Annotated in this window: 22 protein-coding genes; 12 read left to right on the top strand and 10 right to left on the bottom strand. The window is 75.5% G+C overall.

Going from position 1 to position 25,574, the window contains the following annotated elements:
- Positions 1–7 precede the first annotated feature (7 nt).
- From WMF26_RS12385 to WMF26_RS12350, 8 genes are all read right to left on the bottom strand, one after another.
- Entirely contained in the window at positions 8–571 is a 564-nt protein-coding gene (locus WMF26_RS12385; protein ID WP_438000478.1) for a hypothetical protein, read from the bottom strand.
- A 96-nt stretch (positions 572–667) separates the two neighbouring features.
- Positions 668–1,789, bottom strand: a complete 1,122-nt coding sequence (locus tag WMF26_RS12380; protein WP_438000477.1) for a hypothetical protein — start codon at positions 1,787–1,789, stop codon at positions 668–670.
- 98 nt (positions 1,790–1,887) lie between these two features.
- Positions 1,888–2,262: a response regulator gene (locus WMF26_RS12375; protein ID WP_061628100.1), complete on the bottom strand. Its 375-nt coding sequence runs from the start codon at positions 2,260–2,262 to the stop codon at positions 1,888–1,890.
- 333 nt (positions 2,263–2,595) lie between these two features.
- The gene (locus WMF26_RS12370; protein WP_438000476.1) at positions 2,596–3,960 is read right to left on the bottom strand and encodes an ATP-binding protein; all 1,365 of its coding nucleotides are present in this window, start codon (positions 3,958–3,960) and stop codon (positions 2,596–2,598) included.
- Positions 3,960–4,646 carry a response regulator transcription factor gene (locus WMF26_RS12365; protein WP_020734467.1) on the bottom strand — a complete coding sequence of 229 codons (687 nt, stop codon included), beginning with the start codon at positions 4,644–4,646 and terminating at the stop codon, positions 3,960–3,962. The genes WMF26_RS12370 and WMF26_RS12365 overlap by 1 nt, the downstream gene beginning before the upstream one ends.
- 58 nt (positions 4,647–4,704) lie before the next feature.
- The gene (locus WMF26_RS12360) at positions 4,705–4,935 is read right to left on the bottom strand and encodes a hypothetical protein (protein WP_044988081.1); all 231 of its coding nucleotides are present in this window, start codon (positions 4,933–4,935) and stop codon (positions 4,705–4,707) included.
- 17 nt (positions 4,936–4,952) lie between these two features.
- Positions 4,953–5,501 carry a Spy/CpxP family protein refolding chaperone gene (locus WMF26_RS12355; RefSeq protein ID WP_061628103.1) on the bottom strand — a complete coding sequence of 183 codons (549 nt, stop codon included), beginning with the start codon at positions 5,499–5,501 and terminating at the stop codon, positions 4,953–4,955.
- A 368-nt stretch (positions 5,502–5,869) separates the two neighbouring features.
- Entirely contained in the window at positions 5,870–7,540 is a 1,671-nt protein-coding gene (locus tag WMF26_RS12350; RefSeq protein ID WP_438000475.1) for a hypothetical protein, read from the bottom strand.
- A 444-nt stretch (positions 7,541–7,984) separates the two neighbouring features.
- Here WMF26_RS12350 and WMF26_RS12345 point away from each other — a divergent pair, with 444 nt between their 5' ends.
- From WMF26_RS12345 to WMF26_RS12330, 4 genes are all read left to right on the top strand, one after another.
- Positions 7,985–8,572 (top strand): hypothetical protein, encoded by a 588-nt coding sequence (locus tag WMF26_RS12345; RefSeq protein WP_438000474.1) that lies wholly within the window; start codon positions 7,985–7,987, stop codon positions 8,570–8,572.
- A complete protein-coding gene (locus WMF26_RS12340) occupies positions 8,569–10,143 on the top strand; it encodes a GMC family oxidoreductase (RefSeq protein WP_061621451.1) in 1,575 nt (524 codons plus the stop codon). Before WMF26_RS12345 ends, WMF26_RS12340 begins: the two co-directional genes overlap by 4 nt.
- Positions 10,144–10,208: 65 nt before the next feature.
- On the top strand, positions 10,209–11,300 hold the full coding sequence (gene ltaE / locus WMF26_RS12335) for a low-specificity L-threonine aldolase (protein WP_438000473.1): 1,092 nt from the start codon (positions 10,209–10,211) through the stop codon (positions 11,298–11,300).
- A complete protein-coding gene (locus WMF26_RS12330) occupies positions 11,297–12,409 on the top strand; it encodes a tetratricopeptide repeat protein (protein WP_438000472.1) in 1,113 nt (370 codons plus the stop codon). The genes ltaE and WMF26_RS12330 overlap by 4 nt, the downstream gene beginning before the upstream one ends.
- A 99-nt stretch (positions 12,410–12,508) precedes the next feature.
- Here the strand turns inward: WMF26_RS12330 and WMF26_RS12325 are convergent, their stop codons facing one another.
- Complete coding sequence (locus WMF26_RS12325) at positions 12,509–12,898, bottom strand: hypothetical protein (RefSeq protein ID WP_129574434.1); 390 nt, start codon at positions 12,896–12,898, stop codon at positions 12,509–12,511.
- 202 nt (positions 12,899–13,100) lie between these two features.
- Between WMF26_RS12325 and WMF26_RS12320 the strand changes: the two genes are divergently transcribed.
- The 8 genes from WMF26_RS12320 to trxA all read left to right on the top strand — a co-directional run bounded on the left by WMF26_RS12320 (position 13,101) and on the right by trxA (position 23,930).
- Positions 13,101–13,946 carry a hypothetical protein gene (locus tag WMF26_RS12320; protein WP_438000471.1) on the top strand — a complete coding sequence of 282 codons (846 nt, stop codon included), beginning with the start codon at positions 13,101–13,103 and terminating at the stop codon, positions 13,944–13,946.
- Between the two features lie 39 nt (positions 13,947–13,985).
- Complete coding sequence (locus tag WMF26_RS12315) at positions 13,986–16,037, top strand: FHA domain-containing protein (protein ID WP_438000470.1); 2,052 nt, start codon at positions 13,986–13,988, stop codon at positions 16,035–16,037.
- Complete coding sequence (locus WMF26_RS12310; RefSeq protein WP_438000469.1) at positions 16,034–17,854, top strand: Stp1/IreP family PP2C-type Ser/Thr phosphatase; 1,821 nt, start codon at positions 16,034–16,036, stop codon at positions 17,852–17,854. The genes WMF26_RS12315 and WMF26_RS12310 overlap by 4 nt, the downstream gene beginning before the upstream one ends.
- Positions 17,855–17,870: 16 nt before the next feature.
- Positions 17,871–18,965 (top strand): S1 family peptidase, encoded by a 1,095-nt coding sequence (locus tag WMF26_RS12305; protein ID WP_438000468.1) that lies wholly within the window; start codon positions 17,871–17,873, stop codon positions 18,963–18,965.
- Positions 18,965–20,554, top strand: a complete 1,590-nt coding sequence (locus WMF26_RS12300; protein ID WP_438002399.1) for a trypsin-like peptidase domain-containing protein — start codon at positions 18,965–18,967, stop codon at positions 20,552–20,554. The genes WMF26_RS12305 and WMF26_RS12300 overlap by 1 nt, the downstream gene beginning before the upstream one ends.
- A 15-nt stretch (positions 20,555–20,569) precedes the next feature.
- Complete coding sequence (locus tag WMF26_RS12295; protein WP_438000467.1) at positions 20,570–22,099, top strand: ABC transporter permease; 1,530 nt, start codon at positions 20,570–20,572, stop codon at positions 22,097–22,099.
- The gene (locus tag WMF26_RS12290) at positions 22,096–23,091 is read left to right on the top strand and encodes an ABC transporter permease (protein ID WP_437337288.1); all 996 of its coding nucleotides are present in this window, start codon (positions 22,096–22,098) and stop codon (positions 23,089–23,091) included. The genes WMF26_RS12295 and WMF26_RS12290 overlap by 4 nt, the downstream gene beginning before the upstream one ends.
- A 197-nt stretch (positions 23,092–23,288) precedes the next feature.
- A complete protein-coding gene (gene trxA, locus WMF26_RS12285; protein ID WP_437337287.1) occupies positions 23,289–23,930 on the top strand; it encodes a thioredoxin in 642 nt (213 codons plus the stop codon).
- 104 nt (positions 23,931–24,034) lie between these two features.
- On the opposite strand, the gene larC is transcribed toward trxA, so the two are convergent.
- Positions 24,035–25,513, bottom strand: coding sequence for a nickel pincer cofactor biosynthesis protein LarC (gene larC / locus WMF26_RS12280; RefSeq protein WP_438000466.1), 1,479 nt, complete (start codon positions 25,511–25,513; stop codon positions 24,035–24,037).
- Positions 25,514–25,574 lie beyond the last annotated feature (61 nt).

Here is a 25,574-nt window from a genome sequence, read left to right as displayed (position 1 = left end):
CCGGTCGCTACGCCGTCGGCATCTCGCCGCGGTCGAGGCTCACCACCACGAACGCGCCGTAGTTCAGCACCGTGAGCGAGTCCTCGTCGAGGATGAGCACGCGGACGCACTGGGGCGGGGAGGGCGCGAGCAGGTCGGCGTAGGGGTCGAACGGCGCCTCGTCCGTGGGCGGCAGCGCGGCGTGCAGGAACGCGTGGAGCCGCGCCCGGTGGCCGAGGATGACGCTCGCGGCCGGCGGGTCCGCGCCGCCGGCCGCGGCGCTGCGGAAGAGCAGCCGGCGCGCCGCCGGGGACACGACCAGGATCGCCGCGTCGGTCACCTCGAGCTCGCTGCACGTGCACAGCTGCTCCACGCGATCGCTCACGGCGTCCTCCACCGTCTGGAACAGCCGCAGCCGCCGCCGCTGTCCCTCGGTGAGCCCCGGCTCCTCGAGGTAGGTCTCGAGGCTGCACCCGTGCATGTTCCGCCCGCCCCCGTAGCTCATGCCGCCCGTCGTGGCGCAGTCTGCTCGCCCGCCTTTGCCAGCCGGGTCGGACAGCCGCCACGCCTCCCCGCATGGGCGTTCATGCACGGGATTAGCCAACGCCCCCTGCGCCGCTCCGGGGCGCGGCGCGGTCGCCAAGCTCTCCAGGCCCGGCGCGGCGGCGCGCGCCCGCGCGGCGGGCGGCTACTGCGCTGCGGGCGGCGCGATCTTCGCCGTGAGCTCGACCTGGGCGACGCTGCGCTGGGCGGCCTGCTGGCCGCTGGCGCCGGGGGGCACGAGCAGCGCCTGGAGCCGCTGCGAGGCGTCGGCCGTGCCCGGCGCGTAGCTCGACGGCGACCAGATGAGCGTGCCCTTGCCGGCGGAGTCTAGCCGGTCGATGGTCAGCGTGACGTCGCCGTTCGGGCCCGGCAGCTTGAGGTCGGCGCCCTCCGCGTACTGGCGCGTGTCCACGCTGAGCGAGACGACATCCCCCTCCACCTTCTCGATCTTGAAGACGCGGTAGCGCAGCACCGGCAGCTGCGCGCCCGACACCACGGCGCGGTCGGTGACCATCCAGTAGGCCCCCGCGCCGACGGGCTTGTCCGGCAGCGGCGGCGTGAGGAGCGCGATGGCCTCCCCGAGGGCGGCGAGCAGCGGCTGGAGCCCGGGATCGGCGTCCTTGGCGAGCTCGGGCTTCTGGTTGCTGACCGCGTTCGCCGGCGAGAGATCGTAGCGCAGGGCGCTCCCCTTCAGCCTCGCCAGCGCGTCGGCGAGCTCCTTCGGCGGGCCGCCGATGGACATGGACGCGAGCGTCGCCGACGTGATCTTCGCGGTCACCGTCGTCGGCGCCGCGGGCGCGGGCGCGCCCTCCTTGGGCTTGTCCGCCGGCTTGTCGGCCTTGATGCTCAGGCCGAGCTCGAGGTTCGGCAACCCCTGCGGCCCGCCCATGCGCAGCCCGAGCGTCATGGCGACCTTCTGCTCGGATTTCGGATCGACCTTCGCGGCGAGCTGGGCGCGCGGCTCGCTGCCGGCGTCGATGACCTCGATCTTGTAGGGCACGTCCTTCGGGAGCGCGGCGACCGCCGCCTGCGCCGAGAACACGCCGTTCTCCGGCGGGCCGTCCTTCGCGCCGCCCGGCGCCGGCCGGCTCTCGGGGCCGCCCGACGCCGCCGCCGCCGCGAGCTCCGCGCCGAGCTTGCCGCCGACGACCGGGAGCGCCGGGCCGGCGTCGAGCGCGCCCGCGTCGGCGGCGGACTGCGCCTTGCTCTTGTCCCCGTCGCAGCCCGCGAGCCCCGAGAGGGCGACCGCCGCGAGCATCGAAGCCATAACCCCGCGCCACCGAGTGTGCATGACGGCGGGGTGTAGCCAAAACCCGCGCCGCGTTCCAGCGCGCTCTTGCGCCGGCCAGGGAGTCGCGGCGGCGGTCAGGCCCGCCGCGCGGCCTTGAGCCCGCCGATGAGCTCCAGGAGCTCGAGGGGCCGGAACGGCTTCGCGTAGTAGGCGGTCGCGCCGAGCGCCTCGGCGCGGGCGCGCGCCTCGCGGTCGTCGAGGGCGCTGATCACGACGATCGGCAGGCTGGCCGTCGCCGGGTCCGCGCGGAGGCGCGCGCAGACCTCGAAGCCGTCCATGCTGCCGGGGAGCATCAGATCGAGCAGGAGAACATCGAAGGGCTCGGTCAGGGCGCGCTCCACCGCCTCGGGGCCGGTGCCGACGCCGATGACCTCATGGCCGCTCGCGCCGACCAGCGCCTCGATCATGCGCCGGATCGCGTCCTGATCTTCACAGAGGAGGATACGCATGGTCGCGAGCTCACGGAGCCTCGCACCGGCGCCGTCGCGCGGTCAAGCGGGAACGCGCCCGCCCGGTCCGCTTGCTGCCGGCCTCGGGGCTCCCCCCCGGGCGTCCGCCGCGCGTCGGCCACCCCTTCCGAGATCGCTGGCGCGCGGAAGCTAGTACCGCGGGTCAGAACTCCCGCCAGGGATCTGCCTCGCGAGCGATAGAGAAATAAACGCGAAGGCGCAAAGGCGCAAAGGCGCAAAACTACAAATCTTTTTTGCGTCTTTGCGCCTTTGCGCCTTTGCGTTGAACTCTCTCTCTCTCCGGATCCCTGGCCGGACTTCTGGCGGGCGGAACTAGACGCGGCGAGGGCGATCGCGGAGGCGCGCGGCGCTCGCCGGCGGGCGCAGCGCGAGCTCGATGCCCACGCGCGCCCCGCCGCCCCCGCGGCGCTCGGCGAACGCGCGACCCCCGTGCGCCTCGGCGATGCGCTTGCACAGCGCGAGGCCCAGGCCGAGCGAGCCGCGCTCGGCGCCGCTCTCCCCGCCCTGCGCCCGCTCGCGCCGGAAGAACGGCTCGAAGATGCGCGTCTCCTCCCCGTCCGCGAACCCGGGCCCGCGATCCTCGACCTCGAAGACGACGCGGCTCGGACCGCCGGGGCGGACGCGCAGCCGCTCGGCCCCGCCCGCGTGCGCGCGCGCGTTCTCGAGCAGGTTGGCGAGCGCGCGCGCCAGCAGCGTCGCGTCCGCCTCGAACGCCGGCGTCCCCTCGGCGACCTCCAGCAGCGTCGGGTCGAGCCCGGCGCGCTCCAGCGCGCGGATCGCGGCCTCGGCCGGGTCGAGGCGCGTCAGGGTGAGCGCGGCGAAGTCGATGCGCGAGCTCGCCAGGAGGTCGCCGACGAGCGCGTCGATCTCCATGACCTCGCGATCGAGATCGTCGAGCACGGGCGCGCCGGCCCCGCCGTCCCCGCGGGCAATCTCGGTGAGCAGGCGGATCCGGGCGAGCGGCGTGCGGAGCTCGTGCGACACCGCGGCGAGGAGCTCTCGCTGGTCGGCGATCTGGCGCTCGATGCGCGCGGCCATGTCGTTGACCGCCTCGGCGACCACGCCGACCTCGCCGTGGCCGTGGCGGTCGAGCCGGACCCGGCTCGACAGCTTGCCGGCGCCGATCTCGTGGACGACGTGGGCCAGGTCGACGAGCGGGCGCGCGAGGCGGCGCGAGATGAGGCCCGAGGCCGCCCACAGGACGGCGGCCACGGCGAACAGCGGCAGGGCGAGGCGGAGGGACGCGCCGGACCGGCCGCGCCCGGGGCAGAGGAGCACGGTGCCGAGCGAGCCGCCGTCGCCGGGGACCGGCGCGACCAGGGGCTGCACCCGGCAGGGCTGGCCGTACCGCGCGAGCCGCCGCCCCTTCGCGTCGAGGAGGTCCAGGTCGGTGTCGAACTCCTCCGCGATCACGCGGGCGAGGGCGTCGCGGGCCACGGGATCGCCCCAGACCCGCTGGAACTGGAGGCCCACGAAGGACTGGGCGCGGGCGTGCTCGTGCCGCCAGCCGGAGTTGCCGACGCGGTCGATGGCGCCGACCGTCGCGATCGCCGCGAACGCGGTGATCAGGATGGTCGCGCCGAACCACATGAAGATCCGGCGGTGCAGCCGGGCGCTGAGGAAGCGGTTGATCGAGACCTTCCGCCCGTTCTCGAACAGCCACGAGCGGCAGCGCATCACGCGCGGTCCTTGGCGAGCACGTAGCCGACCCCGCGCACGGTCTTGATGAGCTTCGGCGACCTCGGGTCGTCGGCGAGCTTCTGCCGCAGGTGCGAGATGTGCACGTCGACGGTCCGCCCGCCGACGTTGACGTCGCCGCGGCCGGCCTCCTCGAGGAGCGCCTCGCGGGCGACGACGCGGCCGGCGCGCCGCGCGAGGGCGACGAGGATGTCGAACTCGATGCCGGTGAGCTCCGCGGGCTTGCCCGCGACGGTGACCACGCGGCCGGGCACGTCGATGGCGATGTCCCCGGCCACGATCCGCTCGCCGGCGGCGTCGGGCGTGGCGCGCCGGAGCACGGCGCGGAGGCGCGCGAGCAGCTCGCGCGGGCTGAACGGCTTGGCGATGTAGTCGTCGGCGCCGATCTCGAGGCCGACCACGCGATCGGCCTCGTCGCCGCGGGCGGTGAGCATGAGGATCGGCATCGAGCTCTTCTGCCGGATGCGGCGCACGACCTCGATGCCGTCCATGCCGGGCATCATCACGTCGAGCAGGACGGCGTCGAAGGTGCCCGCGGCGAGCGCCGCGAGGCCTCGCGCGCCGTCGCACGCGACCGTGACCGTGAAGCCGTTCTGCTCGAGGTAGCTCGCGAGCAGGGCGTGGAGCCTGGAGTCGTCGTCGATGAGCAGGAGCCGCAGCGCCATGGAGGGACCCGAAGGGAAGGGGCGGCAGCGCGCGGCGGCCGCCTCTGTCGTGTATAGCTCAGCGGCCGGGGGCGGTGTCGGTCTCCGGCGCCGCGGGGCGCGCGGGCGCGGCGCTCCGCCACGAGGAGCGCTCCGCCTCCCGCGCGGCGTCCACGCAGAGGGACGCGACGTGGCGCTGGAAGGCGTCGCGGCGGGCCTCGGCCCGGCAGCGCAGCGCCGAGAAGCCGGAGGCGTAACCGAAGACGGTGCCGAGGACGAGCAGCGTGATCGTGATCTGGCGTCGCATCATGGTCTTCGTTGCCTCCTTCACGCCCACTCGCCGTGCGTCCTGTAGGGGTCGGCGCGGTGGCCGCGCCGACCGGCCCTGCCGGACCACAGATCGCGGAACGCGGCCGGCCCGATCTCGATGAGGTCCGCGAGCTGCTCGCGCTGGCGGTCCTCGAGCACGGCGTGGACCTTGCCGAGCGCGCCGACCGCGGCCTTGCGCAGCGACTCGATGGCGGTGTCGTGCCGCGCGAAGAGCTCGCCGAGGCGCGTCTCGTCGAAGCTCGGGCTCCGCATGGCGGCCGCGACGTCCGCGCGCGTGCTGCGGATCTCGCTCCGGTGCGCGTCCGCGGCGGCGCGGAGCTCGTCGACGGCCGCGACGATGGCCTTCTCCTGCGACGGCGTGGTGCCGAGCCGGTCGAAGAGGAACGACAGGAAGAAGCGACGGCGGAAGCCGAAGCCGCCGAAGCCGCGCCGGCCGAAGGGGCGCGGCCCCGCGCCCCAGTGCCCGCCGCAATCGTACCGGCCGGCGCGCTTCAGGGTCATGATCAGGCCGATCAGGCAGGCCGTTCCAACGATGAATCCCAACATGATGAGCACCCTCCGTGAGCGTCTCCGCTGTCGATCCGTGCACGGGGCATGTCCGCGCGGCGCCCGGCTCGTCCGGACGCGCGCGGCCCCGGTCGCAGTCGGCCGGAGCCGCGCTCGCGCGGCCCCGGGCTGCGAGGCTGGAGCCGCAAACGCGCGGCCCCGAGCCACGACGAAGCTGCGCAGGGCGTGTGAAGGATGTGCAGGCGCGCTCGTGAAGAAAGATGAAGGAGGCCGCGCGCGGCGCGGCGATCTGTGCTGGGCGATACGGCGCGGCGCGCTGCGGTGAGGCGCCGCGCGGCGGTGAGGCGCCGCGCTGCGGCGATGCCGTGTGGCGCGCGGCCCGTGCGGCCTCGCGCCCTCGGGCGGCCCTACCTCGCCGGCTCCACCTCGCCGAGGTCGTCCAGGTCGTCCACCTCGGCCTTGGCCTTCTCGTCGCTCGAGACCGCCCACGGATTTGTGCGCTCGCTGTCGGCTGGCGCGCCGTCGCCTTCGTCGGCGTCCTCCGCTTCGAGATCGTCGAGCGACTCGACCCCGGCCGGCGAGGCGCTCGGCGCGGGCGGCGTCGACGCGCGCGGCGCGGGCGGCGCGGGCGGCGTCGACGCGCGCGGCGCGGGCGGCGTCGACGCGCGCGCCGCGGGCGGCGCGGGAGGCGTCGACGGGCGCGCCGACGAGACGCCGGGGTCACTCGGGAGCCTGCTGCGCGGCGGCTCGGCCACCTGCGACGAGACGGACGCCGCCGCGGCGCCGCCGGTCGACGGCGGCCTCGTCACGATCGCGCTCGGCGGCGTGATGCCTCCGGCCGGCTTCGAGCCCGCAGGAGCGCCGGCCGGCGGGCTGCTCACCGAGGGCGGGAGCCCTGCCGGCGGCGAGCTCGCCGCCCCGGAGGAGGCCCCGCCCGGAGCGGCGGCCGCGGCGGGCTTGCCGGGATCCGGCGCGCCTCCGGACGACACCGAGGCTGGCGCCGCCGGCGAAGAGGCGGGCGCGTTGCCGGACGACGCGGGGGCCGACGCCGCGGACGCCGAACCGGGCACGCCGGCCGGCGACACCGGCGCGGACGCCGCCGGCTTCGACGCGGGCGCACCGCCGGGCGAGACCGGCGCGGACGCCGCCGGGGCCGACGCGGGAGCGCCGGCGGCCGGCACGGCCGGCGCGGGCGCGCCGCCGGGCGGCGCGGCGGACGGCGCGGGCGCGCCGCTGCGGACCGACGACACCTCGGCCGGCGCCGCCTTCGGCGCGTCCGCCTTCGGCGTGGCGGCGCGCGCCGCGTCGAAGCGCATCGCCTTCTGCGCGAGCTGCACCACGGGGAGGATCTCGCGCGGCGGGATGTTCGCGGCGATCACGTCCGGCCCGGCGATCGCGAGCTCGCCGTCGGCGTGGAACGGCACGCCCGGGCGCTCGCGCTCCTGCTTGAGCCGCGCGTTGTCGATGGCGACGCGGACCTCGAGCGGGATCCGGGTCTGCCACAGCCGGCCGTCGATCGCCGTGCGCACGTCCCACGGCGTGAGGATCGGCGTCCTGCCGATGCCCTCGAACGGGCTCCGGTCCGCGAGCAGCGCCTTGAGCAGCCAGGCGACGATCTCCTGGTGCTGCGGCGTGTCCTGATCCCACGGCATCGACTCGCGGAAGAACTGCCAGTAGCCCCCGGCCGGGCCGTACACGGCGAGATCGCGCGGATCGAACGCGGCCTCGAACGCGCGCGGGGTGATGTCGCCCTCGTCGATGACGGAGTCGATGAGCGCGCCCTGGAAGTCCGGCGTCTTGCGGCGGGCGGCCCGCGGCGAGAGGCCCGTGAGCGAGGTCGTGATCTGCTGGCGAACGTCGCTCCGCTCGCGGAACCAGCTCATCCGCTCGACCGCGCCGAACCGCTCGCGCAGCTTGACCGGCGTCCACCACGGCAGATCGAGCTCGCGCAGCCGCGCGATCAGCTCCGCCACGAGCTGCAGAGCAGGCTCGCTCGCGAGGTGCACGCGCGCTTCTCTCCTCAGCGTCTCGTCGTCCTTGCTATCGGGATCCCGGTGCTGCAGCGATCGCTCCGCCATCGTTCCTCCGTGTTCCCCCGGCCGCTCCGCTGAATACCAGAACCGGATCCGCGCCGGCAGCCCGCGCGCGCGGCGGTGGCGCGCGCAAGCCCGGCGGGAACCGAGCCTCGACGCGCGCGGCGCACATCCCCGCGGACCGCCAGGATGTCGTTCTGCAACGACGCGCGAACGCGGGGCGGCGGCGCGCCGATCGAGCGCGGCCCGCGGCTCGCCACCGCGCGGTGCGTCGTGTCGGCCTCGAGGAGGAAGCGCCGGGGTCGAGGAGAGAGCGCCGGGCGCCCCGCCGCGCGCGGCCGGCCTCGACGAGCAGCGCCGCGGGCCGCGGCCGACCCTCGAACGCGACCCCTCCGCGTGGCCGCGGCCAGCGCCCGGGATCACCCGGTCGCGGCGCGCGCCGCCTTGGGCCTCGGCGCCGGGTCGATCCGGGCTTAGGCTCTCGCGGCCATGCAGGAGAACGCGGGAGAGGCGGCGCGCGAGCGCGCCGCGCGTGGGCTCGATCGGCTGGACCGCCCCGGGCGCGGGCTCTCGCCCTGGGCGCGCCGCGTCGCGTGGTCCGCCGCGGAGGCGATGCTCTGCGACGAGGACGAGCGCGGCGAGCTCGCCCCGCCGGGGGCCGAGGTGTGCGAGCGCGCGGTCGCGGCGCTGGATCTCTCGCTCGGGCAGGCCAGCCCCGAGACCCGGCGCGGCTTCGCGCTGCTGGCCGCCTGCCTCGAGCTCCTGCCGCCCTTCGTGATCGGCGCCTTCGGCCGGATGAGCCGGCTCCCGCTGGGCCGTCGGCTCGCCTACCTCGAGGCGCTGGAGTCGAGCCGCTCCGGGCTCCTCGCGATGCTGCTCGTCGCCTTCAAGGTGCCGATGTGCATCCCCGCCTTCGAGGAGGGCGCGGAGCTCGCGCTGACGGGCCTCGATCGCGAGAGCACCGCGGCGCGCCGCCGCCTGCCCGCGCTCCGCCCGGCCGCGGGCGCTCCGGCCGCGCCCCGCGCCGACGCGGGCGGGCCTCCGCGCGCGACGCCCGCCGCCCGGGGCGACGCGTGAGCGGCGCCATCGCGTCGGGCGAGCCGATCGTCCGCGGGCGCGATCTGCCGGCGGGGTTCGACGAGGCGTGCGACGTCGCCGTGGTCGGCTCGGGCGCCGGCGGCGCGGTCGTGGCGGCGCTGCTCGCCGAGGCGGGGCGCCGCGTGATCGTGCTCGAGGAGGGCCCCTACTACCGCCCCGACGACTACCAGCGCTGGAAGCCCAGCGAGTCGCTGCGGCGATTGTTCCGCGAGGGCGGCATGGTCACGGCGTTCGGCGTGGGCGAGACGCCGATCATCTCCCTCACGCTCGGGCGCGCGGTCGGCGGCTCGTCGGTGGTGACCGGCGGGGTCTGCTTCCGCATCCCGGGCAGCGTCCACGCGCGGTGGGTGCGCGACCTCGGCCTCGACGAGCTCTCGGAGCGGGCGCTCGAGGCGGCGTACGAGAGCGTCGAGGAGCGGCTCCACGTCCGCGAGGTGCCGGAGGCGATGCGCTCCGCGTCGACGGCGCGGTTCGTCGAGGGGGCGCGGCGGCTGGGCATCCCGATGCGCCCGCTCCGCCGCAACACCGGCGACGCGTGCGAGGGGAACGGGCGGTGCAACTTCACCTGCCCCGCCGGGGCGAAGCGCTCGGTCGACGTCGCCTACCTGCCGTCGGCGACGGCGCGCGGCGCGCGCGTCGTCGCCGACGCGCTCGTCGAGCGGATCGCCGTGCGGCGCGGGCGCGCGGCCGGCGTCGAGGGGACGCTGCTCGGCGGAGAGCCCGGCGCCCCGCCGCGCCGCTTCCGCGTGCGCGCGAAGGTGGTGGTCGCCGCGTGCGGCACGCTGCACACGCCGCTGCTCCTCCGCACGGCGGGCGCGTTCAAGGCGAGCGGCGCGCTCGGCAACGACGTGACGCTGCACCCCGCGGTGCGCGTGGTCGCGCGGTTCGACGACGCGCTGAACGGCTGGGACGGCGCGCTCCAGAGCGTCTACTCCGACCACTTCGACGCCGAGGGGATCAAGCTCGTCGGCGTCTACTCGGCGGTGAACGTGCTCGCGGCCGGCCTCCCGGGCGTCGGGCCCGCGCTGCGGCGGCGGGTCCGCGCGCTGCCGCGCTGCGCGGTCTTCGGCGCCATGATCCACGACGAGGGCGGCGGCCGCGTCCGCCCCGGCTTCGGCCGCGAGCCGCTCGTCTCGTACGCGATGGCGCCGCGGGATCTCGCGCGGCTGCGCCGCTCGATCACCCTCCTCAGCGAGATGGCGATCGCCGCCGGCGCGCGCGAGGTCTACACCGCGATGATCGGCGCCCCGCCGATCACGTCGATGGACGCCGCGCTCGCGGCCGAGCGCGCCCCCGTCGACGCGCGCCGCATCGAGTGCATGGCGTTCCACCCGCTCGGGAGCGCGCGCGTCGCGAACGATCCGCGGCGCGGGATCGTCGATCAGAGCGGCGAGTGCTTCGAGCTGCCGGGGCTCTTCGTGGCCGACGGCTCCATCCTCCCCACGAGCATCGGCGTGAACTCGCAGGTGCCGATCATGGCGATGGCGACGCGCATCGCGTGGCGGATGGCCGAGCGGTTCCCGCGGCTCGCGGCGGAGGGCCCCGCGTAGGGGCGAGGGGGCGCGGTGCTAGCATGTCGGCCGGGCCGACAGCCGAGGTTTTCAGGAGGCAAGCGATGATCGATCTCCGCTCCGACACGGTGACCCGACCGACCGCGGCCATGCGCGCGGCGATGGCGGCGGCCGAGGTCGGCGACGACGTGTACCGGGAGGACCCCACCGTGCGCAGGCTCGAGGAGCGCGCCGCGGAGCTCACCGGCAAGGAGGCCGCGCTGTTCGTGCCCAGCGGGACGATGGGCAACCAGATCGCGCTGCTCTGCCACACGCAGCGCGGCGACGAGGTGATCGCGGGCGAGGGCGCGCACTGCGCGTTCTACGAGAGCGGCGCCGGGGCCGCGTGGAGCGGCGTGCAGTTCGCCTTCGCCGGGCGCGGCGGCCTGTTCACGGCGGCGGACGTCGAGGACGCGATCAAGCCGCCGCAGTACACCCAGCCGCGCACGCGCGTCGTCGCGATCGAGAACACCCACAACCGGGCCGGCGGGCGCGTCTTCCCGCAGGACGACGTCCTCGCCATCGCGAAGGTCGCGCGCGCGCACGGCCTCGCGCTCCACCTCGACGGCGCGCGCCTCTGGAACGCGGCGGTCGCCTCGGGCCGGACGGTCGCCGAGCTCGCGGCGCCGTTCGACACGGTGAGCGTCTGCTTCTCGAAGGGGCTCGGCGCCCCGGTCGGCTCCGCGCTGTGCGGCGGCGCCGACGCGATCCGCGCCGCGCTGCGCTTCCGGAAGATGCTCGGCGGCGGCATGCGTCAGGCGGGCGTGCTCGCCGCCGCCGCCCTGTACGCGCTCGCGCACCACCAGGGCCGCATCGCCGAGGACCACGAGGCCGCGCGCACCATCGCGCGGGCGATGCGCGACGCCGCGCGACGCGCCGCCCGGCCGGGCGCGACCGCGCCGCCCGCGACGATCGAGGAGCCCGAGACGAACATCCTCTACGTCGACACGCCCGGGATCCCGGCCGAGCGGCTCGTCGACGCCGCGCGGCGGCGCGGCGTGCTGATCGGGGCGACCGGCAAGAGCACCGTCCGCGCCGTGACCCACCTCGACGTCGCGCCGGAGCAGGTCGCGCCCGCGGCGCGCGCCCTCGCCGAGGCGCTCGACGAGGTGCTCTCGACGCCGCGCGATCGCGGCCACGAGGGCGCGCGCGCATGAGCCGCCGCGCCGCCGCCTCGGCGCTCGCCCTCGCGATCGCCGCGCTGCTCGGCCCCGCGTGCGCGCCCGCGCGCGGCGACGCCTACGTCGCCGCGATGGCCGCCGGCGAGCGCGCCTACCACGCGGGGCGCTACCACGAGGCGGCCCGCTCGTTCGACGGCGCCGCGTCGCGCGCGCTGCGCGTGAAGGACCGCGACGAGGCGCGCCTCCTGCAAGCGCGCTCGTTCGAGCGCGCCGAGGCCTGGGCCGAGGCGCGCGCGTCGTACGAGCGGCTGCTCGCCGACTCGCCGCGCGGGCCGCGCTCGGTGCGCGCGGAGTTCGAGCTCGCCGACCTCGAGATCGAGCACGGCGACGCCGACGCGGGCTACGCGATGCTCCTCGCGGCGACGCGGCGGAACCCGTCGCACGGGCTCGCGCGCAACGCGCTGAAGCGGCTCCTCCGGCGCGAGGAGGAGCGCGCCGGCGCGGGCGGCGCGCTCGCGTGGCTGCGGCAACACGGCCCGGCGTTTCGCGGGACGGAGCTCGATCAGGACGTCGCCTACCACACGGGCCTGCTCCTCGAGCAGAGCGGCGATCGCGAGGGCGCGCTGCGTACGCTCGTCGCCGCCGCGCGCGCGCACCCGTACCCGGCCGGCAGCCTGACCGACGACGCGCTGTTCCGCGCGGCGGAGCTCGCCGCCGCGCTCGGGCGCCCCGAGGAAGCCATCGGCTACCTGAGGGAGCTGCTCGCGCCGCGCGAGTCCGCCGCGACCGGCAGCTACGACCGCGCGCGGTTCGACGACGCGCAGCTGGAGATCGCGCGGCTCTACCGCGACGCGCTCGGCGATCGCGCGGCCGCGCGCCGCGAGCTGCGCAAGCTCTACACGAACCACCCCGCGTCCATCCTGCGCGACGACGCGCTCTGGGCCGAGGCGAAGCTGTGGCGCGAGGACGGCCGGACCCAGGAGGCGTGCGCGACCGCGGCGCTCATCACCCGGGAGCTCCCCGAGTCGCGCTACGCGCGCTGCGCGCACGCGATCTGCCCGTCGCTCCCGGCGCTGCAGCGCCCGTGCGCCGACTACATCGTGCGCGAGCTCGACGGCGGAAAAGACAGCGAAAAGGACCGCTGACGCGGAGCGCCGCACGGCGCATCGCCGTGTCGGCGGCGGCCGGCCGTGGCGGCGGCCAGCCGTGGCGATGGACCGCCCTTCCGGCGGCCCGCCCCGCGGTCAGTCGTCCTCGTCGTCCTCGGGCTCGAGCTCGGCGTCGTCGTCGCCCTCGTCGTCGTCATCGTCGCCGAGGTCGTCGTCCTCCGCCTCGTCGAGGTCGTCGTCGTCCTCGCGCGGCTCGTACTTCAGGTCGATGCCGATGTCGCCGAGCTGCGTCTCGAGGAGCTCGAAGAGCTCGTCTACGTCGTCGCCCCCCCACTCGTCGAGCACGTCGGTCAAGAACTCAAAAAAGTCACCGCTGTCCAGACGACGCTCGATCTCTTCGACCTGCTCTTCCGAGAACGCTTCGAGGACGTCCTCGCGCAGCGCCTCGGTGTCGCCTTCCTCAACGGCATCCGCCGCAGAGAGGCGGATCTGCTTTACGGCACGCTTGTCGAGGTGAATCTCCATGAAGGTGGCTTCGTTTAGGCGACCCTCGCAGCTGCCGTCAAGCGGCGTATGGAGTCGAGCTTCACGAGACCGCTCGCCTCCCCCTCCCGTCCGCTCTTTTCCTGGCGGCGCGGCGGGGGACTGACAGCCGCCCCCGGGCCCCGCCGCCCGCGCGCGGACGGGCGTTGCCGGCGGCAGATCTCTCGCGTATCTCAAGCAACTCGTGCGTTTACGACCTCCGCCCGGCGCGCTCCCGGCCGCGACCCTCGCGGCGAGCGCGCTGCTGTCCTTGACAGCGCCTGCCGCGCCGCCGGAGGGCAAGGCTGAGGGCGACCTCCCCGCCGCCGCGCCCGACGCTCGCGCCGACGCCCGGACAGGCGAGGCCGCGCGCGACGGGAGCGACGGGAGCGACGGCGCGCTCGCCGCGCCCGAACGCGCCGCGCGCGACGCACAGGCGAGCGACGCCGCCGCGCGGCCACCGCCTCCTCCCGTCAAGCCGCGCGTCGAGCTCGCCGCGCGGCCGCCGCCGCTGCACGTCGAGTACGCGCAGTACGGCGTCGCCCTCGTGGCGGAGATCAGCCTCGACCCCGGCGCCGTCTGCCCGAGATCGGGGCCGCTGTACTCGTGCATCCTAGGCAGCGGCGGCGGGCTCGCGATCCGCGGCGGCTACCGATCGCCGGGCCCCTGGTACTTCGGCGGCGCGTACCAGTTCACGAAGATGGACTCGAGCAACCTCTACCGGCTCGGGATCTTCCAGCAGCTGCGCGCCGAGATGAGGTACATGCCGGACATCGGCTACCGAGCGGCCCCGTACTTTTCCGCCGGCATCGGCGGCGTCGTCTACGGCAACGAGTGGGGCGTCGAGACGGGCGGCGCGCTCATCTTCGGCGGCGTCGGCGTCGAGCTGGAGGTGTCGCGCCGCGCGGTGCTCGGCGTCAGCTGCGTCTACCGGCCGGTGCTGATCGCGGGCTGGAAGGACACGGCCAACTACGAGCGGGGCACCGGCATCGCGCAGTTCGTGGGCTTCGAGCTCCTGCTCGAGGTGCGGACCGAGCTCGGTCGGCGCTGAGCGGCTCCCCCTGCCCGCTCGAGAGAACGCACCGTCCACTTGACTCGACCGTCGCTCCGCGGTCCCCTCGGCAGCGTGATCTGCGATGTGTGCGGTCGCGACAACGCTGCCGATCTGACGTTCTGTCAGGATTGCGGCCGACGGCTCAAGGCGCGCGAGGCGCGCGTCGCCCCGCCGACGCCGCCGAGCGGCCTGCCCCAGGTGTCGCTCCCGGCGCTGCCTTCGCCCGCGCAGGCCGACGCGCCGCCCGCGAACGACGCCCGCGGGGCCGCCCGGGCGCCGGGGGCCCGCAGCGCGCCGGGGCGCCTTCGCCCGGAGGCGCCGGTGTTCTCGTTCAGCCCGATCGGCTCGGCGAGGACGGAGCCTTCCATGCCGGCGGCGCACGGCCGCGCGGAGCTCGCCGCGCGGTCCGCCTCCGCGCCCGCGCGCGAGGGCGCCGCGACGCCGGCCGTGGGCGCGCTGGACAGCGCCATCCAGATGGCGCCGGCGCTGCAAGGGCCGCGGCCCGCGGACCGGAGCGACGCGGAGGCGCCGTCCGTGGCGCAGGCGACGCCCTCGATCACCGAGGCGCTGCTGGGGCTCTCGTGCGCGAGCTGCGGCGGGGACAACCCGCCGGGCTATCGCTACTGCGTGACGTGCGGCGCGCCGCTCCACCGGAAGGACGGCGCCGCGCCGGCTGCGGCGCTGCAGCCGGCGAGCGTCGCGCCCAGGCGAACGAGGGGCAGCGACCCGGACGGCGCGCTGTCCCCCGCCGCGCCGTACGTGGCGCACCCGCCGCCCGACGAGACCAAGACGACGGCGCGGGGGGTCCAGGAGGCCGCGCCCCGGCACGCGCCTGCGCCCGAGGCCGCGCCGCCGCCCGCGTCGCGCGACGAGCGCCCCGGCGCCGGGGACGCGCTGCGGCAGGGCCCCGGCGCCTCGCCGCCGGCCAGGCCGGCGCCGCCTCCGCTGCCGCCGGTCGCCCAGCCGCCCCCGCGGCTGCCCCCTCCCCCGGCCAGCGGCAGCACCCCCGACAAGATCGTCGGCTCGCCGGTGCTCGACATCGCGTCGTCGCAGAAGGCGCCGGCCCGGCCGGTCGAGTGCGCGCGCTGCCACGGCCAGTGCCTCGCGGGCACGCGGTTCTGCAAGTACTGCGGGGCGCCGCTCGAGGGCGAGCGGCCCGTCTCCGAGCGCCCGTCCAGGCCCACCGCCGACCGCCCGCAGCCCGCGCCCTCGCTCGCCCCGGAGGTCGGGCGCGACCCGCCGCGGCCCCCGCACGACCCGCCGCGGCCCCCGCACGACCCGCCGCGGCCCCCGCAGGGCGACGCCGCCGGGCCGCTCTCGACCGAGGCGGGCAGCGCGCCGCCGCCCTCCCAGGTGCCGCTCGCTCCGCTGCGGGCGTCTTATTCGGTCCGCCCGCCGGCGTGGGTCCCGGCCGACACGCGGCCGGCCCGGGCGCCCGATGGCAAGCTCATCGTGATCGTCGAAGACGGGACCGAGGGGAAGAGCTTTCCCCTCACCGGCCCGCAGATCGACATCGGCCGCACCGAGGGGGATATCGTCCTCGAGGACGACCTGTACGTCTCGCCGCGGCACGCGCGGATCGTTCCGCAGAACGGGTCCTGGGTTCTCCGTGACCTGGGCAGCGTCAACCGCATCTACCTGCGCATCCGGAAGACGCACGCCCTTCGAGATGCCGACTTGCTCCTCCTGGGGCTTGAGGTGTTACAGTTTCAGACCGTGAGCGACGGGGAGCGAGGCCTCGGCCATGCGATCCAGCATGGAACGTTGCTGTTTGGCTCGCCCGCCATCCACCGGCGGGCGCGACTCTGCCAGCGGACGGTGGAGGGCGTGACGCGGGACGTGTACCACCTCTACCGGGACGAGACGGTGATCGGACGGGAAACGGGAGACATCGTGTTCACGGCCGACCCGTTCCTCTCGCGACGCCACGCCGCCATCCGGAGGAACCCGGCCACGGGGGAGTTCACGCTCACCGACCTGGAGTCGTCGAACGGGACGTACGTCGCCATCCGCGAGGACGTCAGCCTCCACGATCGCGACTTCGTGCGCATCGGGCAGCACCTGTTCCGCGTGGATCTCCCCCGATGAGCGACCCGACCGTCCGCGAAACGCCGACCGAGGCGCTGGAAGTCGAGGGGCTCTCGAGCGCGGCGTCGGTGGGGACCGACTCCAGCGGCAACGCGGGCAAGGCCCTTGGTGATTCCCCGCACGGCGCCGCGTCGCTCGAGGCCGGCAAGGCGGGGTCTCTGGAAGCAGGCAAGCCCGTGAACTGGAAGCCGCCCCCGCCGCCCAAGATGCGCCCGGCCGCGAACGCCGCGCGCGAACAGAAGGCTGGCATCGCCGTGAAATCCGTGAAGGCGCCCGGCGCCGCAGGCCCCGACAAGGTCGGGAGGAAGCTCCCTCCGCCGCCGCGGGTGCGGCTCACCGCCGGCGGGCTGCGCGAGGAGGACGCGGATGGAAGCCCGACGCGGTCGGACGACCTCGCGGACGGGGCGACCCCCGACGGGCCGCCGGCCGGCGTTCACGCGCACGCCTCCCTCGGGGCCCCGTCGGTCGCCGCGTCGCACGACGGCGCGCTCGACGAGACCCCCGCCGCGGAGACCGTCGGCGACGGCTCGACCCTGCGCCCCGCCGCTGGCGACGAGCCGGCCGAGGGCGCGCAGCGCCCCGACGACACGGACGGCGGGGCCGCGGCGCCGGCCGATCCGCGTCGACCCGAGGTCGTGCTGCGGCTGTTCGGCCGGACCGACGTGGGGCAGGTCCGCGAGCACAACGAGGACAACTTCATCGTCGCGGATCTCACCAAGGCGAGCCGCGGCCTGATGGAGATGGACCGCTACCAGGTGGTCGGCGAGCGCGGCGCGCTGCTCGGCGTGTGCGACGGCATGGGCGGCGCCGCGGCCGGCGAGGTCGCGAGCCAGCTCGCGGTCGACATCATCTACCAGCGGATGAGCGCCGGCGGTCCCCCGCAGGACCACGACGAGCTCGCGGCGCGGCTCGTGCAGGCGATCGAGGCCGCGGGCCTCAGGATCTTCAGCGAGGCGAAGCTCGATCGCACCCGGCGCGGGATGGGGACGACGTCGACCATCGCCGCGCTCATGGACGATCACCTGTTCCTCGGTCAGGTCGGCGACAGCCGCGCGTACGTCCTGCGCGGCGATCGGCTCGTGCAGGTGACGCGCGATCAGTCGCTCGTGAACCAGCTCATCGAGGCCGGCCAGCTCACCGAGGAGGAGGCCGAGACCTTCGAGCACAACAACATCATCCTCCAGGCGCTCGGCACGGCGGACTCGGTGCAGGTCGACCTCACCTACGTGGAGCTCAAGCGGGGCGACACGCTGATGCTCTGCTCCGACGGGCTCTCGGGCATGGTGCGGAACGAGGAGATCCGCGAGGTGCTGCGGACCGTCGACGATCCGATCGAGGCCTGCAAGGTGCTGACGGATCGGGCCAACCAGGCGGGCGGCCACGACAACATCACGGTGGTGGTCGCGAAGTTCGACGGCGACGGGCTCGCCGAGGCGGACCTCGTGGACATCGAGGAGCTCCGTTACCAGAAGTACTCGCTGCCCGAGCACCTCCTCGCGCAGAACGCCGCCGCGTCCGAGCCGGCGCGCAAGGTGAAGGAGCTCGACGAGAAGAAGATCTCGCAGCGCCCCCCCTCGCCGAAGTCGTGGCTGAGCGCCGCGGACAGCGACCTGGACGAGGACGGCGACGACTACGACCCCGTCATCTCGCCCCTGCCGGCGGACGACGCGCTCGAGGAGCGCAAGGCCCGCGCCCCCGTCCAGGGCGACGAGCCGATCATGATCCCGACCGACGGCGCGCCGCAGTGGCTCGTGATCTTGATGATCGTGAGCGCCGTCGCGTGCGTTACCATCGCCGGCTACTACCTGCTCCGTTAGGCCGCGCGCCGCGCACGTGCGCGCGCCACCCACCGCGATGCTGCGCAGCAACGACAAGCGTGGCCGGCAGGCTCCGGCCGCCCCGCAGGAAGGGCCGCCCCCGCGGGGACCGGACGCGGACGGCCGTGTCGACGTCGAGACCGCGCAGCGCATCGTCAGGGACGCCGTCGTGCAGGCGATGCAGCGCGAGGACAAGGCGGTCGCGCTCGTGCGGGCCAAGGCGGACGAGGCGCGGCGGCGGGTGGCGCGCCACAACCTGCTGCTCGGGCTCGGCGTCGTCGCGGCGCTCGTCGCTGTGGCGGTGGCGGGCGTGGTCGCGTACCGGTCGCGCCGGGCGGCCGACGCGCTGGCGCGCGAGGTCGGCCTCGGCGTCGCGCCCGCCGCGCGGCCGACGGGCGAGATCCCGGAGCAGGTGCTCTCGGGCCGCGCCATCTTCGAGCAGAACCGGCTCGCCCTCTACGTGATGGGCTACAAGGTGGACAACCGCATCGGCGGTTGCTGCTCGGCCTTCGCCGTCGCGCCCGATCTGCTCGCCACGAACGCGCATTGCGTCCGCGACTGCCGCGCGCGCGGCGGCACCCCGATCGTCACGCAGAACGACTCGATGGGGAAGACGCGGCTCCGCATCGTCGCGATGTCGGCCCACCCGGCGTACAAGCCCGGGCAGGCGGGGGCCGGCTCGCCGGACGTCGCCCTGCTGCGCATCGACGGCAGGGCGTCGCACACGGTGAAGCTCGCGAACGACGCCGAGCTGCGGGCGATCGGGCCGGGCGACGACGCCTACGTCCTCGGCTTCCCCGGCCGGCTGATGGATCCGCTGAGCCCCTCGGCGACGTTCCTCGAGGGCCGCATCGGGCGGGTGACCGGCATCGACGACGAGGCGACGACGCCGGACCGCGCCGTCGTCATCCAGCACGACGCGGTCACGCGCGGGGGCAACAGCGGGAGCCCCATCTTCAACCAGTACGGGCACGTGATCGGCATCCACGCCGCGCACATCGACGACGAGGACGACGTGACGATCGACGGGCGCAAGACGACGGTGACGCAGAGCTCGCCGTTCCGGATCGGGATGCGCATCGATCTGCTGAAGGGGGTCCCCGCGCCGTGATGCTGCGCGTCGTGCACACGTTCGGGCGCAACGCCGGGTCCGTGGAGCTCCATGACAAGCGCGTGGTGCGCTTCGGCCGCGCGCCGGACAACGACGTCGTGTTCGACCCGAACCACGATCGCGACGCGAGCAGCCACCACGCCGAGGCGCGCCTCGAGGCGGCGGGCTGGGTGCTGTACGACCTCGACAGCCGCAACGGAACCTACGCGGGCGGGCAGCGGATCAAGCGGCACGCGATCGCTTCGGGCGACGAGGTCACGTTCGGCGCGAAGGGCCCGCGGGTGCGGATCGAGGTCGTCGAGCGTCGGCCTCCGGGTCCGCCGCAGGCGCACGCGGCGCCGCCTCCCCCCGCGCCCGCGGCGGCCTACCCCGCGCCCACGGGCTACCCTGCGCCCGCGGCGTACCCGGCTGGCGCCGCGTACCCGGCGCCGGCGGCCGGCTATCCCACGCCGGCCGCGTACCCGGCGCCGGCCGCCGGCCACCCCGCGCCCGCCGCCGCTCTCCCGGCGCAAGCCGCGGGCTACGCCGCGCCCGCCGCGGCCCACCCCGGGCACGTCGCCGCCGCGCCGCCGGCCGGCGCCCGGCGGGTCGGCGAGCGGACGATCGCCATGATGATCTCCTCGGCCGTCTCGGCCGCCACGGGGCGCGCGAAGCCCCGCGGCACCGTCGAGCTCAACGCCATGCTCCACAAGGAGGTGCACGCCGCGACCGCGGGCCAGCGTCGCACGACCTACATCCTCGCCTCGCTCCTCGTGGTCGCGCTCGCGAGCCTCGTCGGGCTCATCCTCTACAACCGCTCCTCCCACGACGAGATCAGCCAGCTGCGCGCCGAGCTCGCGCGCCTCCCGCCCGAGGACCCGCGGCGCAAGGAGATCGAGCGGCGCCTCGGCACGCTGCACCCCTCGAACGCCAACTTCGGGCGCAACCTCCACGACCGCTCCAGAAAGGGGATCTTCATGCTCGCCTCGGGGCGCGAGGGGTTCTGCACGGCGTTCGCGGTGCGGCCCTCCGTCCTCGCGACGAACGCGCACTGCATCACGGCGGCCAAGCGCCGCGGCGGCACGATCGTGGCGCTCGAGAACGAGGGCCGGGGCCAGATAAGCTTCGCCGTGACCAGCATGCGGACGCACCCCCAGTACCGCGACAGCGCGGACCAGCTCACCCCCGACATCGGCGTCGTGTCGATCGCGGGGCGCGCCGCCGCCGTCCTGGAGCTCGCCACCCGGGAGGAGCTCGCCGCGGCCGGCGCGGGCGACGACGTGTACCTGATCGGCTTCCCCGAGCGCCTCACCGACGCCGCGAACCCGGTCGCCACGTTCCTGGCCGCCAACATCGGCCGGATCACCGGCGCGAACGGCCGGCCCGCGGCCGCGGCCGACGCCTGGCTGATCCAGCACGACGCCCGCAGCACGAGCGGCATGAACGGGAGCCCCATCTTCAACGGCCAGGGCAAGGTCATCGGCATCAACGCCGGCGGCTACCTGGAGGGCAACGACGAGACGATCTCCGGCCAGAAGACGGAGGTGGTCAAGGCCTCCCCCTACAAGTTCGGGATGCGCATCGACCTGCTCGACGCCATCCTGCGCTGACCCCGCGCGAGAGAGATGCTCCGCCACGCGCTCCGACGGCTCCTCTGGACGCTGCCCACCCTCGTCGGCGTCTCGCTGCTGACGTTCTTCGTGCTCTCGTTCGTCCCGGATCCCACGGACGATCCGCTCCTCGCCAGCTCGCTCTCCAGCGCGGAGCTCGCGCGGCTGCGCCGGGAGCGCTTCCTCGACCTCCCGCGCTTCATCAACCTGGAGCCGCGCGACGTGCGCCTGCGCGCCCTCGCGGCCGTGCGGGCGGTCGCGGCCGGCGGCGACGGCGCGGCCGCCGCGGCCGACGAGCTGCGGCGGCTCGGCGGCGCCGCGCTGCCGCACATCCTGCCGCTCGACGCGCTCGCGCCCGAGCCGCGCACCCGCGTCGCCCTCGCGCTCGCGCCGGTCGCGGCGCGGATGGGCCTGCCGCGCGCCGACGAGGCCGCGGACCCGGCGCACGCGGTCGCCTTCTGGACGCGCTTCTGGGACGACCGCGGCATCGAGTTCCGGAGCCCGTCGGTCCGGAGCGCGGTGCGCCGCCTGGTCCGCTACGGCTCCGAGTCGCGCGCCGCCGAGCTGCTCGAGCTCGACACGTTCGCCCTGCAGCCGGTGATCGCCGCGCTCCAGCCGCCGCGCGACGCGGCGGCGCTCGAGCAGGCGCGCGCCCTCGTCGACGTCGCCGCGCACATCACCGAGATCGACGACCGGATCGCGCCGGGCGAGGACCTCGCCGAGGCGCGCGCGTGCGTCACGCGGTGGAAGTCGTTCTGGAACGTCTACCGCAGCGACTTCGAGGTCTTCTCCGGCCCGGCGCGGCTCGCGGCGACGGTGCTGGAGACGCGGTACGGCAAGTGGGCGCTCGGCGCGGTCACCCACCGCCTCGGCGTCGCGGCGACCGGCGAGCCGGTGCTCGACGAGCTCGAGCGGCGCGCGCCGGTCACGCTCACGCTCGTCTTCGGCGCGATCGCCCTGGCCTACGCCGTGGCCGTCCCGCTCGGCGCGCTGAGCGCGGCCTCGCGCGGGCGGCGGAGCGACTCCGCCATCGCGGCCGCCGTGCTCACGCTCGCGGTCCTCCCGACCGCCGTCGTGGCCGTGGCCGCCGCGCTCCTCACGGGCGGGGCGCGCTCGCTGCTCCTGCCGACGTGCCTCATCGCGCTCTCGCTCATCGCCGCGCCGACGCGTCAGCAGCGCGCGGCGCTCGTCGCCGTGCTCACGCAGGACTTCATCCGGGCCGCGCGGGCGCGCGGCGCCGGCGCCGCGCGCGCCATCGCCGTCCACGGGCTGCGCAACGCCGTGCTCCCGGTCGTGACGCTCGCGATGCTCGAGCCGCCGATGGCGCTCGGCGGCGCCTTCGTCGTGGAGCGCGTCTTCGAGCTCCACGGCCTCGGCGAGCTCACCCTCCTCGCCGTGCAGGCGCGCGACGTGAGCTGGCTCATGGCCATCTCCATCGGCGCCGCGGGCATCGCCGCGCTCGGCGTGATCGCCACCGATCTCGCGTACGTGCTCGTCGACCCGCGGCTCGGCCCGGCCGTGCTCTCGCGGAGGAGCGGCGCGTGACGCACGCGGCGGCGTTCCTCCGCCGGATGGTCGGCAGCAAGCGCGTGGCCGCGGGCACCGTCCTGCTCGGCGTGCTCGCGCTGCTCGCCATCTTCGCCGAGCTGCTCGCCGCCCCTGCGCCCATCGCCCGGCTCGGGCCGGACGGCGCCGAGATCCTGCCCGCGGTCACCGACGCCGCGGAGCTCGAGTCGCTCACCGAGGCCGAGCTCCGGGTGCGCTTCGAGGTGGGCGTCGCGATCTGGCCGCCCATCCGTTACGGCCCGGAGCAACGCACCGACGCCGGCCCGAACGCGTCGCCCTCGCTCGATCACCCGCTCGGCACGGACTTCGAGAGCCGCGATCTCGCCGCGCGGCTGATCTACGGCGCGCGCACCGCGCTCGGCCTGTCGCTCAGCGCGGTGCTCGTGGGCATGTTCCTCGGCGTGGTGCTCGGCGGGCTCGCCGGCACGCTGCGCGGCTTCTGGAACGACGGCCTCGTCCGCCTCGTCGAGACGGTCGACACCTTCCCGGCGATCCTCGTCGTGGCGATCGTGCGCGCCATCGAGCGCGAGCCCTCCGCGCTGTCGCTGGTGCTCGCGGTCGCCTTCGTCCGCTGGGCGGAGATCGCGCGCCTCGTGCGCGCCGAGGTGCTGCGCGCCTCGAGCGAGGAGTACGTGATGGCCGCGCGCGCGCTCGGCAGCACCCGGCTGCGCGTCTTCTACCGCCACATCCTCCCGAACGCGCTCGGCCCCACGATCGTGAGCTCGGTGCTCGGCGTGGCGTCCGTGGTCCTGCTCGAGGCGGCGATCTCGTTCCTCGGGATGGGCGCGCCCACGCGCGTGGCGTCGTGGGGGGAGACGCTGGGCCAGGCGGCGCGGCACCCGAGCGAGATCCGGCTGCTCGTGCTCCCCGGCCTGCTGCTCCTGGCGACGGTCGGCGGCTCGTACCTCATCGCCGACGCGCTGCGCGACGCCGTCGACGCGCGCACCGTGCGCTCGCGGACGCCGCGCTGAGGGCGCGCGCGGCGGGGCGACGCGCGCGGCGGGGCGACGCGCCCGCGGCCGTCTCCGCTGCGCCCGCCGCCCGCCGCCGGCCGCGCGCCGAGGTCGCGCCGGGATTTCGCGAAATCGGCCTCATCCGCGCGATCTCGGCGGCGGGGGCCTCGCGCCACTCGATCTCGATGGGAAGGCCCGCTATGAATTCGCCCGCCATGGCCGTTCCCGAGATCAGCGAGCAGGAGTTCGAGCGCGAGGTGCTCCGCAGCGAGTTGCCCGTGCTCATCGATTTCACCGCCACCTGGTGCGGGCCGTGCAAAACGGTCGCGCCGGAGGTCGACGCCATCGCGCGCGAGCTCGAGGGCAAGGCCAAGGTGGTCAAGATCGACATCGACAAGTCGAAGCGCATCGCCACGATGCTGCGCATCCAGGCCGTCCCGACGTTCATGGTCTTTCACCGGGGCCGCCCGGCGGCCGCGGAGCAGGGCGTCCTCAACCGCAAGCAGCTCCGCGAGCTCCTCGATCCGTTCCTCCCGCGCGCCGAGGGCGCCATCCGGGCGGCCGAGCTGGCGCAGCTGATCCGCGAGGGCCAGGTGGTCGCCGTCGACACGCGCGAGGGCCCCGCCTACGGGCGCGCCCACATCCCCGGCGCGGTGCACATCCCGCTGGAGGAGATCGAGGGCCGGCTCGCCGAGCTCCACATGCTGACCGGCGCGCCGGTGCTCTACTGCCGCTCCGGCGACAAGTCGAAGGACGTGGCCGCGAAGCTCGCGGAGGAGGGCGTCCCCGTCGCGTTCCTCGAGGGGGGCTTCCTCGCGTGGGAGGCCGAGGCGCTGCCGATCGAGCGCCCCGACTGAGCGCGCGCGTCCGCCCTCTCCGGTGAGCGCGGCCGTCGGCCCGGCGCGCGCGCGCCGAGGCGCGGCGTCGCCGCCGGCGGCGTCAGCGACCGGCGGCCGTCGCGTCACCCCTTGGCGGCCGCGAGCGCCGCCGAGACGACCTCGCGCACAGGGACGCCGTGGGTCCTCGCCGCCGCGGCGCAGTCGTCGAACTCCGGCTTGATCTGCGGCGGCCCGAACGGCCCCTCGCTGATCTTCACCCGGATGGCGCCGTACGCGGTCTTCACGGTGGTGATGCGCCGCGGCCGCTCCGTGCGGGCGACCGGGATCTTCCGGAGCCCGATGCTGGTCGTCTCGCGGAGCAGCGCCGTCGCCACCGCGTCGGCCTGGGGGGCGGCGGCGAGCGCCGCGATCGTCAGCGCGGGCCGCCCTTTCTTCATCGTGATCGGCGCCGCCCATGCGTCGAGCGCGCCTGCCGCGAACAGCGCCTCGATCGCGTGCCCCGCCACCTCGCCGGTGAGGTCGTCGACGTTGGCCTCGACGATCACGTGCGACGCGCTGCCGAGGCTCTCCTCCCCGCCCGAGCGCGTCCCCAGGACGACCCGCAGCAGGTTGGGGCGGTCCGGGAGCTCTCGCTGGCCGGCGCCGAAGCCGATCCGGTCGGGCGCGAACGTCGGCCAGCGCTCGAACCGGGTCGCCAGCGCGGAGATGATGGCCGCGCCGGTGGGCGTGACCAGCTCGGCGTCGAGGTCGACGCCGTAGGTCGGGACGCCGCGGAGGCACGCGACCGCGGCGGGCGGCGGCAGCGGGAGGATCCCGTGCCGCGCCTTGACGAACCCGCGCCCCATGGGCAGCGGCGATCCGACGACCTCCGCCCCGATGTGCACGATGGCCGCGGCGGCGCCCACGATGTCGACGATCGCGTCGACGGCGCCGACCTCGTGGAAGTGCACGTCTTCCAGGCGGATCCGGTGCACGGCGGCCTCCGCCTCGCCGAGGCGCCGGAAGATCCGGCGCGCCAGCGCGGCGACGGGCGGATCGAGCGGCGCCGCGGCGAGCATGGCGTCGATCGATCCGTAGGTGCGCTCCGGCTGCGGCGCCTCGACGTGCACGTCGAACGAGGTCGCCACGATGCCGCTGCGGTGGGCGTGCCCGCGGTGCAGGTGGAACCCCTCGATGGGCAGCGCCGCGACCGCGCGCTCGATGACGAGGAGCGGCACCCCGAGATCGAGCAGCGCGGCGATGGTCATGTCGCCGGCGATCCCGCTGAAGGCATCGAAGAACAGGATCTTGCCGGCGCCCGCGCCTTCTTCGAGGAGCGGCGCGCGCGGGTGGTCATGCCCTTGCGCGTGGTCGTGATCGTGACCGTGGTCGTGCCCGTGCGCGTGGTCGTGATCGTGACCGTGCGCATGGCCGTGATCGTGACCGTGCGCATGGCCGTGATCGTGCCCGTGCTCATGGTCGTGATCGTGCCCGTGCTCATGGTCGTGATCGTGCCCGTGCGCGTGGTCGTGACCGTGCCCATGCGCATGGTCGTGATCGTGCCCGTGCGCGTGGTCGTGACCGTGCCCATGCGCATGGTCGTGATCGTGCCCGTGTCCCATGTCTCGCCTGCTCCGTTCGCCGGGCGTCTGAGCCTCGCGGCGCTCCCGCGGTCGCGCTCGT

The organism is Sorangium sp. So ce185 (assembly GCF_051526825.1).
GTDB classification, from domain to species: domain Bacteria; phylum Myxococcota_A; class Polyangia; order Polyangiales; family Polyangiaceae; genus Sorangium; species Sorangium cellulosum_D.
The sequence above is the reverse complement of the archived record's forward strand: the minus strand, read 5'-3'. Positions and strand labels throughout refer to the sequence as shown.